This is a genomic window from Rubellimicrobium roseum, from assembly GCF_006152145.1.
Taxonomy (GTDB): domain Bacteria; phylum Pseudomonadota; class Alphaproteobacteria; order Rhodobacterales; family Rhodobacteraceae; genus Rubellimicrobium; species Rubellimicrobium roseum.
Map to the genome: position 1 here is coordinate 1 of NZ_VDFV01000037.1, position 16,013 is coordinate 16,013.

Here is a 16,013-nt window from a genome sequence, read left to right on the forward strand (position 1 = left end):
GAACCCATGGAGGCCATCGAAGGCGTTCTCGGAGGGTCGGCCAAGGACATGCTCGACCAGGTCGCCTGGTACGCGAAGGTCCTGAAACAGGCCCGCCAGGCCGAGACGCGGCAGGCCGCCTGACCAGCGTCCACTCGGCCCGCCCCGCGATCCCAGGGACGACTGACCGCCGCACGGCCGACCATTCCAGCAACGGAGTCCGAAGATGCAACTTCCTCCAGCTATCGACGCCTTCTTCGAGGCCGAGACGCGCAACGACGTATCCACGGTCGAGGCGGCCTTCTCGCAGGACGCCACCGTCAAGGACGAAGGGGCGGAACATTCGGGATCCGAGGCCATCGGTGCCTGGTGGCGGGCCGCCAAGGCCAAGTACCGGCATGTGGCCGAACCACTCGACGCGACCGCCACGGACGGCCGGACCGTGGTGCGCGCCCGTGTCACCGGACAGTTCCCCGGAAGCCCGGCGACGCTGACCTTCGCCTTCACGCTCGCGGACGACCGCATCGCCCGGCTGGAGATCGGGTGATGCAGGGCTTCCTTTCCCTGGCTGGCAAGCGTGCGCTCGTCACCTCCGGCACGAGGGGCGCGGGCGCGGCGACCGTGGGTCTCTTTCGCGAGCTCGGGGCGCAGGTGCTGACAACGGCGCGCTCGCGCCGGACCTGACGCGATCGATCGTGCATTGGGTCGAGGAGATGTGTCCCAGCGCCCTGGAGCCCACCTGAATGCCGGCGATGGCTGCGCCGGATCGGTGCGACGGTTGCAGGACTCGCCCGGCGCGGGGGCGCACCCCTCCACCTCCTGTCCGACGAGCCTCGCCTGCTCTGACGACACCGACCGGCTTTGCGATCCTCATGAGATTCGGCCCGCAGAGACACGGCGCAGCACGCGCGACAGGTCCTCGACCGCATAGGGTTTCTGGAGCAGCTCGAACCCGTGCCGGCCCTCGTCGGCCAGCACCTCGCTGTAGCCTGACGTGAGCACGATCGGGAGGCCAGGGTAGCGGCGTCGGATCTCATGCCCGAGCTCCATGCCACTCATCCCGGGCATGACCACATCGGAGAACACGACGTCGAAGCCGCCACCGTTCTCGGCCAGGCGAGCCAGTGCCTCTTCGGCATTCACGGCCCAGGTGGTCTCGTAGCCAAGATCCTGGAGAAGCTGCGTCGAGAAGGTGCCAACCTCCGTGTTGTCCTCGACCACCAGGATCCGGCGGCCCTGGCCCTGCTCGGCCGCGTCAGCCCGGCGGGTCTCGGCCGGACCTGTGACCTCCCCATGCTCGACCTGCGGCAGGTACAAGGTGAAGCTGGTGCCGCGCCCGAGCTGACTCGTCACCCGCAGGTCGCCACCAGACTGCTTGGCGAAGCCGTAGACCTGCGACAGGCCGAGGCCGGTGCCCTTGCCCACGTCCTTGGTCGTGAAGAAGGGCTCGAAGATGCGAGAAAGATGCTCGGGCGGGATGCCGGCGCCCGTGTCCGTGATGGACATGGTGACGAACGCCCCGGTCTGGCCGCTTCGCTCCCCATCGGCCGGCACAGCGGACACGCGCTCGACCCGGACCGTCAGCCTGCCTTCGCCGTCCATCGCGTCGCGGGCGTTCACCGCCATGTTGACCAGCGCGGTTTCGAACTGGCCGACATCGGCCTCGACGAGGCAACGCTCGGGGCTGACCTCGGTCACGACCTGGATCCTCCCGCCCAGGATCGTGCGAAGCATGTCGTTGAGCGCCTGCACCCGTTCGGACGCGTCGAACACCTCGGGCTTGAGCGCCTGGCGACGTGCAAAGGCCAGAAGCTGCCCCGTGAGCTTGGCGGCCCGGTCCACCGTGTCCGAGATCGCGTCCAGGTAGATGCGCCGCCGTTCATCCGCGAGGTCGGGCCGGCGCAGAAGGCCGGCCGAGGAGCGGATGACGGTCAGGAGGTTGTTGAAGTCGTGGGCCACGCCGCCCGTGAGTTGGCCCACCGCCTCCATCTTCTGCGCCTGGCGCAGGGCTTCCTGGGCGGCCTCAAGCGCCTCTTGGGCCCGAACCCGATCGGAGACGTCGTAGGCCGTCTGGAAGGCCCCGACCCGGTTGCCATTCCGGTCGCGCAACACGTTGAAGCGGACCTCGTAGCTCACCCGCTCGTGGGCGGCATCGCCGAACTCCTCGACGATCATGAACTCCTCGCCGGCCAGCGCGCGATCCCAGTTCCTGGCCACCTGCGCCTGATGCTCCGGCAGATCGGCGATCAGGTCGAGAAGGTGGTCCCCGAGCTTGGGCCGTCTGCCGTAGACCCGCTCGAGCTCGGCGGCGTTGGCCCTGTTGATGGCCAGGATACGATAATCGAGGTCGCAGGCCAGGACGGCGGCCTTGGTGCTCTCCACCACGTCGGCGAGCACCTGGCGCGCGGCGAGGGCATCGGCGACGCGCTCCTCCAGGGTCTCGTTCAGGTCGCGCAGCGCCGCTTCGACGCGCTTGTAGGCATCGATGTCGACCACGACGCACAGCGCGCCGATGACCTGCCCGGCTGCATCGCGCAACGGGACCCCGCTCACGCGGGTCCAGGTCTCTCGGCCGCCCGGCGCCTGGTGGAGGTATTCGGCATCCCGGACCAGTTCGCCGCGGAGCGCCCGTGCGCCGGGGTACATGTTGGGTCGGATCCGCTGGCCCTGTTCGTCGTATCCGATCCACCGCTCCTGCGCGGCGGGGAGGCGTGACGGGATGACAGCTTCGGGCACGATCTGGCCGTAGGCCGAGTTGTGCATCAAGGGCTGCGCGTCCCGGTCCACGACGATGACCCCCACCGGCAGATGCTCGACCAGAGTCGCCAGCACGGCCCGTTCCCGGGCGAGGCGCTCCTCGCTCTCCCGCAACGCCGTTTCGGCCTTCGCGCGCTCGACGGCGTCCCAGGTGCGTGCGGCGACCTCCTCGATCAGCGCCACCTCCTCTGGCGACCAGTTACGGACCTCGCGGAAGTTGACATAGAAGGAAGCCGTGAAGCGGCCGTCGCGGACGAGCGGCACCGATACATAGGACCGGGTCTCGATCGCGGCCCAGGTCGCCTGAACCTGTCCCGGGTCGGCCTGAACGTCGGCGCAGATCTCGGTCCGTCCCTTCCGCTGGCGCATGATGCTGTCGGAGCCGAACTCCGCCAGCGAGAACCGGCCCAGGATCGGCTCGACGCCGTCGGCGTAGCAGGCCTCGCACAGGATGGTCTCGTCGTCGTCCTGCACCTCACTGTAGCCCGCCCGGATGGCTCCCAGATGTCGACCGAGCGCCTCGACGGCCGCCGACATGATGGCACGGGGGCTGCTCAGGCCCCGCAGCCGCTCCTCGAACCCCAGCCAGAAGGCCTGCTGCCGGTCAGCGAGCACCTGCCGGGTCGTTTCGGTGCAAACGCAGAACATGCCTGCCACACGCCCATGCGTGTCGCGCACGGGCGAGTAGGAGAACGTGAACCAGGTCTGCTCGTCGAAGCCCTTGCGGTTCATGAGGAGCGGCAGGTCCTCACGGTAGGTGGCCTCGCCGGCCAAGGCCGCGTCGATCAGGGGGGCGATGTCGGGCCAGATCTCGGACCAGATGTCGCGGAAGCGCGCGCCCAGAGCATGGGGGTGCTTGGCCCCGAGGGTCTCGGCATAGGCGTCATTGTAGAGGAAGCCCAACTCCTCCCCCCAAGCCACGAACATCGGAAAGCGCGAGCCGAGGAGCAGGCCCACCACCGAGCGCAACGACTGCGGCCAGGTCTCGGGGTGGCCCAGGGGTGATGTGGACCAGTCATGGGCCCGCATCAACGCGCCCATCCGGCCACCATCTGCGAGGAAGCCGAGGCCCGTCCCGGCGCCGACGCTACCGTGCATGATGCTGATCCTTTGCGAAGGCGCTCGTCCGTCGCTCGTCTCGGCCATGCTGCCGTTGCAGCCGGCGCAAGCCGGCGCGAACGGCCTCGCCGGCGGTCCGGTGCCGGCCGGAGGCGACCTGCGTTCGGATGAACGAATTCAGCTCGGCCGTGAGGGACAGGTTGCGGGTCTGGTCCGTGAACATCCCGCTACGTTCCACGAAGCCCGAGGGCTGTCAAAGACAGGTTATGATTGCCCCCGTGTCTTCGACGGATCGCTCACCGGACTCCTCGGCCCCGTCCTGGGCCGGCCATTTCGGACCGACTGGAAGGTTATTCGATGGTTCAAGACCTCTGGCGGTTGCAGGAAGCGCTGATCCTTATCCCCGCCGGGCCGCCTCGATCGCGGCGACGTCGATCTTGCGCATGGTCATCATGGCCTCGAAGGCGCGCTTCGCCTCCTGCCCACCCAAGGCCAGGGCCTCGGTCAGCACGCGCGGCGTGATCTGCCAGTTCACGCCCCAGCGGTCCTTGCACCAGCCGCAGGCGCTCTCTTGGCCGCCGTTGCCGACGATGGCGTTCCAGTAGCGGTCGGTCTCCTCCTGGTCCTCCGTCGCGACCTGGAAGGAGAACGCCTCCGTGTGCGGGAAGACCGGCCCCCCGTTGAGGCCGAGGCAGGGGATCCCCAGCACCGTAAACTCGACGGTGAGGACATCACCGGCCTTGCCGGACGGAAAGTCGCTGGGCGCGCGATGGACGGCGCGGACCGAGCTGTCGGGGAAGGTCTCGGCGTAGAAGCTGGCCGCCGCTTCGGCGTCCTTGTCGTACCACAGGCAGATCGTGTTCTTGGGGGTGGTCATCGTGTCCTCCTGAAGTCGCATGGCGCGCGGCCAAGGCAGTCCCCGGCTTCTCTGGCGAGCGGTAACTCTCAGTCGAACATGCCCTTGGGAGTCTCGCCCTGCAGAAACGGCTCGATCAGCATGTGCAGGAGCTCAGGCTGGCTCATGACCGCCGTGTGCGAGGTGGCGGGCAGCACGGCCAGACGCGAGGCGGGGAGGGGCTGGCCCATGTCGCCCATGTCGCCTCCGCCCAGACGGCGCAGCATGGCCACGGCGTGCTCCAGCGTGACCACGTCGGCGTCGCCCACCATCAGGAGGACAGGCGCCTGAAGGTTCCGAACGTCCTCGTCCCAGTTCATGGGCTCGTGCTCGAGCGCGATCATGCGCTCCGCAAAGGCGCGGAAGCCCTCCGGGTTGGGCGACATCTCGCGAAACGAGGCCTCCATGGGCGTGCCCGCGAACATCTCGGGCGTCATCTGCGGGATCATGGCCACCATCTCCGGCTGCCAACCGCTCTCGTCGTAGGAGATGGAAGCCAACGCAAGCTGGTCCACCTTCTCGGGGTGGCGGATGGCGAGTTGCAGCCCCACGCCGGCTCCCATGGAATAGCCGAACACATCGGCCCGCCCGAGGTCCACCGCCTCCAGGAAGGCCGCGACGTCATCGGCGAGCGCCTCGTAGGTGATGGGCCGGTCGATGTCGTTGGTACGCCCGTGTCCCTGCATCTCGACGGCATAGACCTGGTGCGTCTCGGCCAGCATGGGGATGATCGGGCCCATGGCAGGGATGTTCATGTAGGCGCCGTGCAGCACGATCAGCGGCTCGCCCTCGCCTGAGACCTCGTAGTACATCCGCAGGCCGTTGACCTCCGCGATCTCGGCTCGAGCCAGCGTGGCCGGGGTGGTCAGCAGGACTGCGGCAAGGGTGCTTCGGATCATCGATCATCTCCGTGAAGAAGGACGTTTGTCGGTGGGGCGCCTCCCTCGGGCGGCGGATCGAGGGAGCACGATCGTGTCAGGCGGCCACGCCCCAGGCCTTCATGGCGCGTTCGACATCCATCCACATGATCTCGAGGACGTTGCCGTCGGGGTCCGAGACGGAGCGGCCGTACATGAAGTCGCCCATCTCCTGCGTGTTGTCGTTGTCGGTGCCCCCATGGGCGAGGGCGCGCTCCACGAAGGCGTCCACCTCGGCGGCCGAGGTCCGGGACAGGCACACGAGCGCGCCGACCGTGCCTTCGGGCGCCACGGGGCGGGGTGAGAAGCCTGCGAATCTTTCGCGGTCCAGGATCATGAGGTGGATGGCATCGGACACGCTCACCATGAGGGTATCGGGTCCGCAGAACCGTTCGTCGAAGGCGAAGCCCAAGCCCGCATAGAAGGCGCGGGCGCGGGCGATATCGATCGAGGGCAGGTTCACGAAGATCATCTGGGGCGGGATGGCTGCGGTCATGACGGGCTCCTGTGGATTCGAGGCGGGTCGAGATCGTGCTTGCAGGCTGCGCCATGTTGTCTCATATTGCAATCACTAAGTTGCAATATGCAATTAAAATGGCTGGAGGTCGTCCATGGACCGCAAACGGAGCTACGACGACGGTTGCGCCTTTGCCCAGGCGCTGGACCTCGTCGGCGAGCGCTGGGCGCTTCTCGTCATGCGCGAGCTCATGTTCGGGCCCAGGCGCTTCACGGACCTGAAGGAAAGCCTGACCGGCATCGCCACGAACGTGCTGACCCAGCGCCTGGCCGGGCTGGAGGCAGCAGGGATCGTCCGGCAGGTCGACCTGCCCCGGCCCGCGCGCGGCAAGGCCTATGCGCTGACCCCCTGGGGCCAAGCCTTCCGCGAGCCTTTGCGGGTCATGGGAGCCTGGGCCTCGAGGTCGCCGCTCCTGCGCCTTGACCGGCCGCTCAGTGCGGCGGCGGCCATGCTGTCCTTGGGCAGCATGTTCGAGCCGGCGAAAGCAGGGAACCTGCGCGTCGCCGTGGACCTGCGCCTGCCGGACGGGGATTTCGCAGTGCGGGTCGAGGCGGGTCGACTCTCGGTCGAGCCGGGGCGCCACCCCGATCCCGACGCGGTGGTCAGGGGGGATCAGAATGCGCTCCTGCCCGTGCTGTATGCGGGCCAGCCCGTGGCAGAGGCGGTGGCGGGTGGGGCGATGACGATCGAGGGAGATGCAACGGCGCTGGAGCGCCTCGCGCAGGCGTTCCGGAGTCCGGAGCCGATGGGAGAGGACATCAAGGCCTGAGGATCAGGGACGCGGTCCAAGTGGCCCGGCAGCGGACCGACCGGCGGGTTGCGGGTCTGCTGTAAATATGCATCGAGGCGGCGTGGCTTTGCGGTTGGTTCTGGATGCCGCGTCGCGATCAGTTCGGATCTTTGGCGGCGCCGGTTCGGCGCGGTCGGCCGCCTTGCCGGTCTGAAGGTGGCTCCGGGCCTCTGTTCCTGCTCGACTGCCAGCTTTCCTTGCGCGCCGGAACTCTCCAGTGAACTCCTGGCAGGATCGGGCTTCAAAGGCGGGATGTCACTGCGGGCCTGACGTTCCCCACGCCTCCGGACGGTCGCAGGGCGGGATCGGTGGTCACCCGAAGCCTGGCGCGCTGGAACAGGCACCCCCGTTCGAAGGGAACACGTGCAGATTGAGCGTTTACGGTGGCTACGCAATCCTACAGGGTGATGAGCGCCGGCCTTCGCGAAAAAGGCGACGGCACGAAGGAAATGTCAGCAAGGACGCCGGACAATGCCTTTCATTCCGATCTCGAAACAGCTTCTCGCCACAACTGCGTTCTCGATGCTTCTGGCATCCGGCACTCATGCCGATCACTGGGCGGAAGCCCCGCCGGCGCAGCTTGGCGTGTCTGCGGAGCGGCTCGATCGCCTGACGGAGGTGATGCAGGGCTATGTCGATGATGGCGTCCTGCCCGGCATGGTGATCCTCGTCGCCAAGGATGGCCAGATCGCTTATCAGAGAGCGTTCGGTCACCAGAACATTGAGTCCCGGACGCCGATGGCCATGGACACGATCTTCCGCATCGCCTCCCAGACCAAGGCCATCACATCGGCCGGTGTCCTGCTTCTCCAGGAGGAAGGCAAGCTGCTCCTCGACGATCCGGTGGGCAAGTACATGCCGGAATGGATGGAGACGACGGTCGCCGTCGCGAACGAGGAGGGCGGCTACTACGAGGTGCCGGCCAAGCGGCCGATCACCATCCGCGACCTGCTGACCCATACCTCGGGCATTCCCTACGGCGCCTGGCTCAACGGGCTGACCGACGACGCCTGGCAGGAGGCGGAGATCACCGGCTGGTACTTCGCCAGCGACGAGGAGCCGATCCGCGAGATCGTCCGACGGATGGCCGACCTGCCGATGATCGCCCAGCCTGGCACGGAATACCTCTACGGCAGCAACACCGACATCCTCGGTGCGCTGATCGAGGTCGTGTCGGGCCAGCCGCTGGACGAGTTCTTCCAGAGCCGTTTCTTCGATCCGATCGGAATGACCGACACGCACTTCTTCCTGCCCCAGGCCAAGGCGGACCGGCTCGCCACGGTCTACGACATGACCGAGAACGGCCTGACTCCGGCAGGCGAGGCCGGCGCGATGTGGGACCAGGGCGACTACGTCGTAGGGCAGGGGCCCAACGTCACCTTTTCGGGTGGTGCGGGGCTGGTGTCGACGGCGCACGACTACGCCGCCTTTCTCGAGATGCTGCGGCAAGGCGGCCTCGCGCCAGACGGGGAGCGCATCCTGTCGCCCATGACGGTGACCCTGATGACGACCGACCACCTGGGCGGCATCGAGTTCAGCCCGGGCGCGGGGTTCAGCTACGGCTTCCAGGTTGCGCTCGACCCGGGAACACTTGGCTACCCGGTCAACGAGGGGGAGTTCGGTTGGGGAGGGGCATATCACTCCACCTACTGGGTCGACCCGGAAGAGGGCATGGTGGTGACCTACTTCACCCAGCTCGGCGAAGACACGATGGACGTCGACGACCATGGCAAGCTCCGTGCCCTGATCTATCAGGCGATGGTGGAGTAGCCTGCTCGGTCCAGCGATCTCCTCGGGTCACAGGCGAAGGCGCCGAGGGATCGCGTGTCTGGACGGTGTTGCCGTGACCGCCCCCACTCGCTCGGCGGAAGGGGCTGCGAAACCCTCGTGCCAGCGGCCTTGGCCGTGACCCTGGGTCCGTCGGGCGCTGGCCGGGGCATCCACTTTGTGCAGGGCGTGAGGGGGCGGTGACACGCTCCGGTCGGAGTGAGCCGGCCTCGACGCCCTCGTCACCAGCGGAAGGAATGAAAACAGCGGCAGTTGTCCCTGCCGCTGTCGTGGCCCTGCCGGAGGCCTTCTCAGGTCACTGGCTCACGCCCAGCAATCCAAGATCGATGGACTGGGCCATGGCCTCGTAGCCCGCGTCGTTGGGATGCAGGTGGTCGCCCTTGTCGAACTGGGCCTGGATGCGGCCCGGGTTCTGCGGGTCCTCCACCACCTTGTCGAAGTCGATCACGCCGTCGAAGGCGCCGCTCGTGCGGATCCACTCGTTGACGGCTTGCCGCTTCGCTTCCTTCTCCTCGTTGTAGTAGCCTTCGAGCGGTCCGCCCTCGAAGGCGTTGTTGAAGGGCGTGAGCGTCGCGCCGATGATCCTCAGGTCATGGGCATGGGCGCGATCTATGAGTTGCTGGTAGCCCTGGATGACCTGTTCGGCCGTCGGAGCGGGCTCGCCTTCGGGCACGAGCGCGCTGTCAGGCCAGCCGATGTCGTTGATCCCCATCATCAGCACCACGGTGTCGACGCCCGGATGGCTCAGCACGTCGCGGTCGAAGCGGGCCAGGGCGTTCTCGCCCATGCGGTCACGCAGCACGCGGGCGCCCGAGATGCCCTCGTTCAGGATCGTCACCTCGGCTCCCGTGGGGATGATCCGCTCGGCCAACTGATCCGGGTAGCGGTTGTCGGCATCCAGCGTGGACCCGTCGCCGTCCGTGATCGAGTCGCCGAAGAGCACGATGGAGCGCGTCTCGGGCGAGGCGTCGATCGCGATGCCGCTGAGCCATATACGAGACGGAAAGGTCTGCGTGACTTCGAATGCATCGTCGTCCGCGACGTTGCCGGCGCCGATGTAGGCGGTCTGCCGGGCATCGTTGTGCCAGGTCGTGGTGGGCGCGACCTCGGGCAGGTAGAGGCTGACGGCAACGCTTCCGAGATCCTCCACGGCGAGATCGACGGGATCGCTCCAGACCGGCGCGCCGGGGGGCACGACGATGCTGGGCTCGCCGCCGAACGTGAGGGCTCTGCTGGAGCCGGTCTCGATGGCCCCGTCCTCGCCAGCCAGAGCCACATGCGCCTCGCCGATCACCAGCGGGTGCTCGCCATACTCGTTGGAGAACTCGATCCGGATTCGGTCACCACCCTGGCTCACCCGCGCGACCTGCCGGATCGTCTGATCGCGAAGCGAGCGGGGAATGCCGGCCGCCGCGAAGAAGTCGTCCCCCCAGTCCTGCTGCGGGCTCGCTGTCCAGGTGTCGATCCAGTTGCCGGTCCTCGCACCACCACCTGCTTCGGCGGAGATCGGTTCCTGTTGTTCGGCGCCGGTCGTCTGGTCCGCGCCGGTCGCCTCGACTCCGGTCTCGGGGTTGGTCGCTTGGTTCCCGGACCCGGTCGTGGCCTCTTGGGCGGCCGCCAGAAAGGGCTGCATTCCAAACAGGGCAGCGATCGTGACGAACGTCAGGGCTCGGCAGGGCCGCACCGTTGAGAGAGCCGCGGAACGGCCCAGCGTTGCGTTGAACATGTATCCTCCTCCCGGACGGGTCAGGCCTGTTGGCCAGCCTGTCGTCTCCGTCCGGGCTAAGTTGTAGCTGGGTCGGGGGCCGCGTCGAGCCGCACGAAACCGGGCCGACGTTGACATCCGGTCCATGCTGCCTGGCCTCGTGCGGCACGCAAGATGGCGGATGAGGAGAGATCGCCCTTGTGGAGGTCAGCTCCATCAGGCGGATTTTGCCCTCGGCAGGGGGCGAGGGGCAGGCGATGTACTTCCCAATCTGGAGTTGTGTCCGGTTGCCGCTTTCGCCTCGGACGCTAGGCTCCCAGAGCGCCTTGCAGATCGGACCAAGGTTCAGGGAGGACGTCGGTATGCGCCTTGCAGGTCGTTGGCTCCTGGGGGCCCTCCTCGGATGGGTGACAGGCACTGCACCCGTGCTGGGGCAGGCCGACCCGGACCGGAGTCCCGCGACCTTCTCGAATCCGCTGCCAGTCGAGGCGAACGGCACGTCGGTCGACAGCTGCGCTGATCCGTCGGTTATCGAAGAGCTGGGGCAGGATGCGGGCTGGGTCATGTACTGCACGACCGATCCGCTCTCGGGCGAGGACCGCGACGCGACCGGCGACCTCCGCTTTCGCCTCCTGCCCATGTTCCAGTCCGATGATCTGGTCGGCTGGACCTACCGGGGCGACGCCTTCGATCGCGATGCGGAGACGGACACCCCTGCGCCGCCGGCCTGGGCTGCACCCTCTGCGCTGCTGTGGGCGCCCGAGGCGGAGGTGATCGGTGATCGATACTACCTGCTCTTCGGGGTCACGGACGTCATCGAGCAAGCGGGGGGCGAGCCGGGCTGCGCCACCGACGGGGCGATCGGCTACGCCGTCTCCGACAGCCCGTTCGGCCCTTGGGAGCCCTCATCCGAACCCCTTGTCGAGCCCCGCCGCAGCGCGCCGGGATGCGACTTTCTGTGGACCTACGATCCGGAGGTGATCGCCACACCCGACGGACGGCACTTCCTGTATTACGGCAGCTACCATGGCGGCATCGAGGTGCGTGAACTCGCCGTCGCTCCCGACGGGGTGTTGAACGCTGACCCCGCCACAGCCCGGCCAGTGGCGATCCCGAACCGCTACGAAGGAGCCGAGGTCATCCACCACGACGACGCCTACTGGCTTTTCGTCTCGGCCTCCAACTGCTGCAACGGCCCGCAGACCGGCTATTCGGTGTTCGTCGGTCGCGCGACCAGCCCGACGGGTCCTTTCCTTGACCGTGACGGCGCATCGCTGCTCGACGCGCGGGTCGGCGGCACGCCCGTGCTGACGCAGAACGGCAACGGCTGGGTGGGGCCCGGGCACAACACGGTGCTCCAGGATCGGGCAGGCCAGTGGTGGACACTGTATCACGCCATCGAAGAGGCCGACCCCTACTTCGCTGGCGAAGTGGGCTTCACGAGGCGGCCCGTCCTGCTTGACCGTCTGGACTGGGTCGAAGGCTGGCCCGTCGTGATCGGAGGGCCATCGACGGAGCCCCGCCCGGCTCCCGTCGTCCAGGCCGGTCAGGCTGGCGCGAAAGAGGCCCAGGTCGACCGCGCGGGGGGACCGCCGGGCGGTGCCCGGATCGCCGGCGTTTTGGACGAGTTCAACGGACCGGCGCTGGCGAGCGGGTGGGCTTGGGTGCGCGAGTCGCCAGAGGAGGAGATCGGCCTGGAAGGGGGCAGTCTCGGCCTTGGGACCACGGACACGGACCTTTACGGAGATCGCGACGATGCTCCTCTGCTCCTGAGGGAAGCGCCGGCCGGCGACTACGTGCTGGAGACCAGGGTGGCCCTGGACGTTCCGGCCGACGGCTGCTGCCACAACTACGTGCAGGCCGGACTGGTCGTGCGCGGGGACGACGACAACTACCTCAAGCTGGTGGTGGTCTCGATCTGGGAAACGCGCCAGACGGAGTTCGCCCGAGAGATGGCGCCGGTGCCGGAGGGCTTCCCCCACTACGGCAGCAGCGTGGCGGGGCCGCCGGGCGGGGAGTGGACCTGGCTGCGCCTGGCGGTGAGCCGGATCGGGGAGGGTGAAAGCTATACCGCCTATACGAGCCGGGATGGCGAGAGATGGGTGCAGGGCTCGACCTGGACCCACGATCTCGGGCCGGAGGCGCAAATCGGCCTTGCCTCAATGGGCGGGCCAGGGGACTTCATGGCGCGGTTCGACTACCTGCGCGTCCTTGACGTTGACGGTTGACGGAGCGGCACAGGCTCCGGGCGCTGATGCTGAAGCTCCGGGCCTCGCTGACAGCCACCCACGCGACGTCCTGAAGGTTCTTGGTCGGCCGATGGTTCGAGTGGACCTGGACCGTGCGCGCGAGCCGGTGGAAGGCGAGGGGGCCAGCAGACAATCGGGTCCGTTCTGGGCCTTCAATCCGAGATGGCGGAGCGCACGGATGAGGTGCACCGACCGGTGCTGGCAATCACGACGACAGATGCTGTCTGTCGGTGGCTGACTCGTGGGCCAAGGCTCGGCCCATTGCCGGCGCTCGCCCATCGCACCGCCGTGGACGGCCTGAGCCCGTTTCGGAATTCTCAGCTATGAGCGTTCAATGTGGGCTAAGGCCATAGAAGTCCCCCATCGGGCGAGCCGGCACATTACCCGATGCGAACCGAACGGGGCGCTCTCTCTTCTGCGATGCCGCTACAACGAACGACGGGACCGCTACTGGCGGGTGGTCGGGCGCAGGCTGGCCCGGCTCAACCGCTTCCACCGCCTCGCCATCCACGGAGCCTTCGTCCTTTTCCGATGCGCCTACATCGGCCGCAACCGGATCGGAAGGTGCCGTTAGTCACCTCCGTCGGGGGCAAAGTCGCGCCCGGACACCTTGATGAGCGCCGGAAGGTTGACGACGTCGAACCTGTATGGGTCGGTGATGTGGATGATGCCCTTGTCGGCCAGTTCATGGAACGCCCGACTGAGGGTCTCCGGGCGAGTGCCCAGGTAGGAGGCCAGGTCCTCGCGGGAGAGCGGCACCTGAAGCGTCATGGGGGCTCGTGCGTCCGGGAGCCCGCCTCCGTGCCGACTCATCAGCAGGATGAGGAACGAGGCCACTCGCTCGATGACCTTGGAGCCGTTGAGCAGGAGGACCCACTCGCGAGCTATGTCCAGCTCGTCGAGGACGTGGGTCAGCAGGACACGTTCCACCTCCGCGTCCTTGGCCACAAGAGCCTCGAAGTGCGCTCGGTCGAAGCAGATCAGGCGCGCCTCGGACAGTGACTCGACATGGTGCCGGGAGCGACCGCTGAAGATCCGCCCATACATGTCGGTTGGCGCCAGCAAGCCGCTGATCTGCGCTCGGCCGCTCGGGAGGAATCTGGTCAGGGCCAGGATGCCGCTCAGCACGAAGCCTATCTCGTTCGGCCGCTCTCCCTCGCGCACCAGAACGGTCTTGGCGGGCACGGTCCGGACACGGGCCATTCCGTCCAGCCGTGCCCTGCTCTCGGCCGAGAAGGTTTCCAGCAGGAGCGACAGGTACCCGCCGGCGGGGACGAAGGGGTCGATACCCTGACCGGCATGGGATGTGGTGCCCCGCATCATCCGGCCTCCTTGCAACCCACACGCTCGGAGGCCCTCCCGGGCACGAGCAGAACCACCTACATGGGACAACTCTAGCACGAACGGAGGACGCTTTCGCGCCTCTTCTCTTGATGACCATCAATGCGTGCCGCGGACGGGCGTGGCAGGCTGGCGGCGGTCCGAAACCCTGAGGGTGACGAGGACCAGTGCACCTCATGGAGAGGGGGTTATCATGAACAAGTTACTCGTCCTGGCCGCCGCGGCCCTGGTTGGGTCCGCGCCGGTCGCATCCGCCGAGAACCACTTTTCGCTCTCGAACGTGCAGGACCGCAATCACACCGCAGTGTTCCAGACGATCAGAACCGACGGTCCCGGAAGGATCGAGGTCTACAGCCTCCAGACCGGAAAACAGGGCGTCCTGCTCGGCTCCAGAGCCCTGCGCCATGGCATAAACACCGATGTCAGGGTCCCCTTGATGGGGCACTCCGCCGACAAGGGTCTGGCTGTCCTCTCGGTGGAGGGCGAGGTCGTCGCGATGCAGGAGGTCCGCTTCCGTAACTGACGGAATCGAACCCTGCGCCTATGTCACCGTGCGGCGGGCGTCAGCTAGGTCTGGCGCCCGCTCCGTTGTATACCCAGGTGGACGGATCGATCTGACACGCAAGCGGACCGCTCCGGGTCGGCCTGAGTCGCATGTGGCGGGGGCAAGGAGGTGGGATGGTGCTGCGAGACACACTCGAACTCTCGACCTCACCCTTGGCGGGGTTCGAGATGCGCCGGAGCAATCCGCCTTTCATCCGGACCTATCCAAGCGCTGGTTCCTCGACAGGCAGCCGGCCTAAACGATCCGTGCTCTTGCGGAAGGATACCTCCGTTCCAAGATCGACGATTGGCTCGGAGTTGGGCTGACCTTGCATGGCGGCAAGCGCCTCTTCAACAGCGCGGAGCCCGATCTCGTAGCGCGGTGTACGAAGGCTCGTGAGACTGGGATGCGCGCCCATTATCATGTAGCTGTCGTTGAAGCCGGCAATTCCAAGGCTCTCGGGCACCCGCAATCCCTGGGCGATGGCCTCGAACAGCACTCCTAGCGCTAAGGGGTCGTTGTTGCAGAACACCGCATCGACCTTCGGACTGAGATCAAGAAGCTTCCGAAGCGCTGCGCGGGCATGGAGAGGGGTGACCACCTCGCCACGGTGATGGCGCTGCTCACCATCCTGACCCAAGTCCGCCTGGGTCACCAGAAGGGAAGGGTCGAACAGGCCCGCTTCCTCGAGAGCTTGCTGCCAACCTTGCAGGCGTCCTGCGGACCTGGTGTTCATCCAGCCGACCAGGAACATGTAACCGATGCGTCGGTAGCCTTGGTCGATGAGATGGCGGGTCATCTTGTATCCGGCTTCCACATGCGAGAAGCCGACGACTCGGTCGATGGGATCGGGGGTAAGGTCCATGATCTGGACGACCGGACAACCTGCATCGGCCAGCATGCTGCGCGCCAGAGGGCTTTGATCGACGCCCGAGACGATCATCGCAGCCGGCTTGTGCCTCAGGAACTCGCCGATGAGGCGCTCCTCCTCCGCCGGGTCGTAATGGGTGTTGCCCAGGTGAACGCGCAGGGACGTGGGCTGCACGGCGTCGTACACGCCCCGGAGGACATCGCTGAAGATGTGCTGGGCGAGCGACGGCACGATGACGCCGACCACATGCGTCCGGGTCGACGCCAGGGCTCGTGCGTTCAGGTTCGGACGATAGCCGAGCCGCTCGACGGCGGCCATGACCCGCTCGCGAAGGTCGGCGGACACGACGCCGGGAGTGTTGATGGCTCGTGAGGCTGTGATCGGGCTGCAATGCGCCATCCGGGCAACGTCCGTGAGGGTCGGTCGTTTGTCTGCTCTCGTGCTGCTCACGTCCTGACATCCCGTCTGCCACGTCCAGTTGGTAGCATGAGCCTTTATTGTTGACCAACCAGATATGACAGCGCTACCATTTCAGATGACAGCGCTACCAAGAAACGAATCGGGTCCGGTGCAAAGGCCGGCCACGATGCGCGAAGCCGAC

Annotated in this window: 14 protein-coding genes; 6 read left to right on the forward strand and 8 right to left on the reverse strand. The window is 67.0% G+C overall.

What is annotated here, in order from left to right; all coding sequences use genetic code 11:
• Window positions 1–205 precede the first annotated feature (205 nt).
• Complete coding sequence (locus FHG71_RS17390; RefSeq protein WP_139082972.1) at window positions 206–526, forward strand: nuclear transport factor 2 family protein; 321 nt, start codon at window positions 206–208, stop codon at window positions 524–526.
• A complete protein-coding gene (locus tag FHG71_RS17395) occupies window positions 526–663 on the forward strand; it encodes a hypothetical protein (RefSeq protein ID WP_246045499.1) in 138 nt (45 codons plus the stop codon). The genes FHG71_RS17390 and FHG71_RS17395 overlap by 1 nt, the downstream gene beginning before the upstream one ends.
• 186 nt (window positions 664–849) lie before the next feature.
• Here FHG71_RS17395 and FHG71_RS17400 read toward each other — a convergent pair whose 3' ends face one another.
• The 5 genes from FHG71_RS17400 to FHG71_RS17420 all read right to left on the reverse strand — a co-directional run bounded on the left by FHG71_RS17400 (window position 850) and on the right by FHG71_RS17420 (window position 6,103).
• Window positions 850–3,834, reverse strand: a complete 2,985-nt coding sequence (locus tag FHG71_RS17400) for a PAS domain-containing protein (RefSeq protein WP_176559481.1) — start codon at window positions 3,832–3,834, stop codon at window positions 850–852.
• A complete protein-coding gene (locus FHG71_RS24795; RefSeq protein WP_139082973.1) occupies window positions 3,824–4,018 on the reverse strand; it encodes a type II toxin-antitoxin system ParD family antitoxin in 195 nt (64 codons plus the stop codon). Before FHG71_RS24795 ends, FHG71_RS17400 begins: the two co-directional genes overlap by 11 nt.
• A 174-nt stretch (window positions 4,019–4,192) precedes the next feature.
• Window positions 4,193–4,672 (reverse strand): VOC family protein, encoded by a 480-nt coding sequence (locus FHG71_RS17410; RefSeq protein ID WP_139082974.1) that lies wholly within the window; start codon window positions 4,670–4,672, stop codon window positions 4,193–4,195.
• 68 nt (window positions 4,673–4,740) lie between these two features.
• Window positions 4,741–5,589, reverse strand: coding sequence for an alpha/beta fold hydrolase (locus tag FHG71_RS17415; protein ID WP_139082975.1), 849 nt, complete (start codon window positions 5,587–5,589; stop codon window positions 4,741–4,743).
• A gap of 76 nt (window positions 5,590–5,665) precedes the next feature.
• The gene (locus FHG71_RS17420; protein WP_139082976.1) at window positions 5,666–6,103 is read right to left on the reverse strand and encodes a VOC family protein; all 438 of its coding nucleotides are present in this window, start codon (window positions 6,101–6,103) and stop codon (window positions 5,666–5,668) included.
• 115 nt (window positions 6,104–6,218) lie between these two features.
• Between FHG71_RS17420 and FHG71_RS17425 the strand changes: the two genes are divergently transcribed.
• Entirely contained in the window at window positions 6,219–6,893 is a 675-nt protein-coding gene (locus FHG71_RS17425; RefSeq protein WP_139082977.1) for a winged helix-turn-helix transcriptional regulator, read from the forward strand.
• 492 nt (window positions 6,894–7,385) lie between these two features.
• On the forward strand, window positions 7,386–8,684 hold the full coding sequence (locus tag FHG71_RS17430) for a serine hydrolase domain-containing protein (protein ID WP_139082978.1): 1,299 nt from the start codon (window positions 7,386–7,388) through the stop codon (window positions 8,682–8,684).
• 313 nt (window positions 8,685–8,997) lie between these two features.
• Here the strand turns inward: FHG71_RS17430 and FHG71_RS17435 are convergent, their stop codons facing one another.
• Window positions 8,998–10,428 (reverse strand): SGNH/GDSL hydrolase family protein, encoded by a 1,431-nt coding sequence (locus FHG71_RS17435; RefSeq protein ID WP_218014139.1) that lies wholly within the window; start codon window positions 10,426–10,428, stop codon window positions 8,998–9,000.
• A 341-nt stretch (window positions 10,429–10,769) separates the two neighbouring features.
• On the opposite strand from FHG71_RS17435, the gene FHG71_RS17440 reads away from it, so the two are divergent.
• Window positions 10,770–12,635 carry a family 43 glycosylhydrolase gene (locus tag FHG71_RS17440; RefSeq protein WP_176559483.1) on the forward strand — a complete coding sequence of 622 codons (1,866 nt, stop codon included), beginning with the start codon at window positions 10,770–10,772 and terminating at the stop codon, window positions 12,633–12,635.
• 591 nt (window positions 12,636–13,226) lie between these two features.
• On the opposite strand, the gene FHG71_RS17445 is transcribed toward FHG71_RS17440, so the two are convergent.
• The gene (locus FHG71_RS17445) at window positions 13,227–13,976 is read right to left on the reverse strand and encodes a Crp/Fnr family transcriptional regulator (protein WP_218014140.1); all 750 of its coding nucleotides are present in this window, start codon (window positions 13,974–13,976) and stop codon (window positions 13,227–13,229) included.
• Between the two features lie 214 nt (window positions 13,977–14,190).
• On the opposite strand from FHG71_RS17445, the gene FHG71_RS17450 reads away from it, so the two are divergent.
• A complete protein-coding gene (locus FHG71_RS17450) occupies window positions 14,191–14,520 on the forward strand; it encodes a hypothetical protein (RefSeq protein WP_139082982.1) in 330 nt (109 codons plus the stop codon).
• A 241-nt stretch (window positions 14,521–14,761) separates the two neighbouring features.
• Here FHG71_RS17450 and FHG71_RS17455 read toward each other — a convergent pair whose 3' ends face one another.
• Window positions 14,762–15,862 carry a LacI family DNA-binding transcriptional regulator gene (locus FHG71_RS17455; RefSeq protein ID WP_281281979.1) on the reverse strand — a complete coding sequence of 367 codons (1,101 nt, stop codon included), beginning with the start codon at window positions 15,860–15,862 and terminating at the stop codon, window positions 14,762–14,764.
• Between the last annotated feature and the right edge of the window lie 151 nt (window positions 15,863–16,013).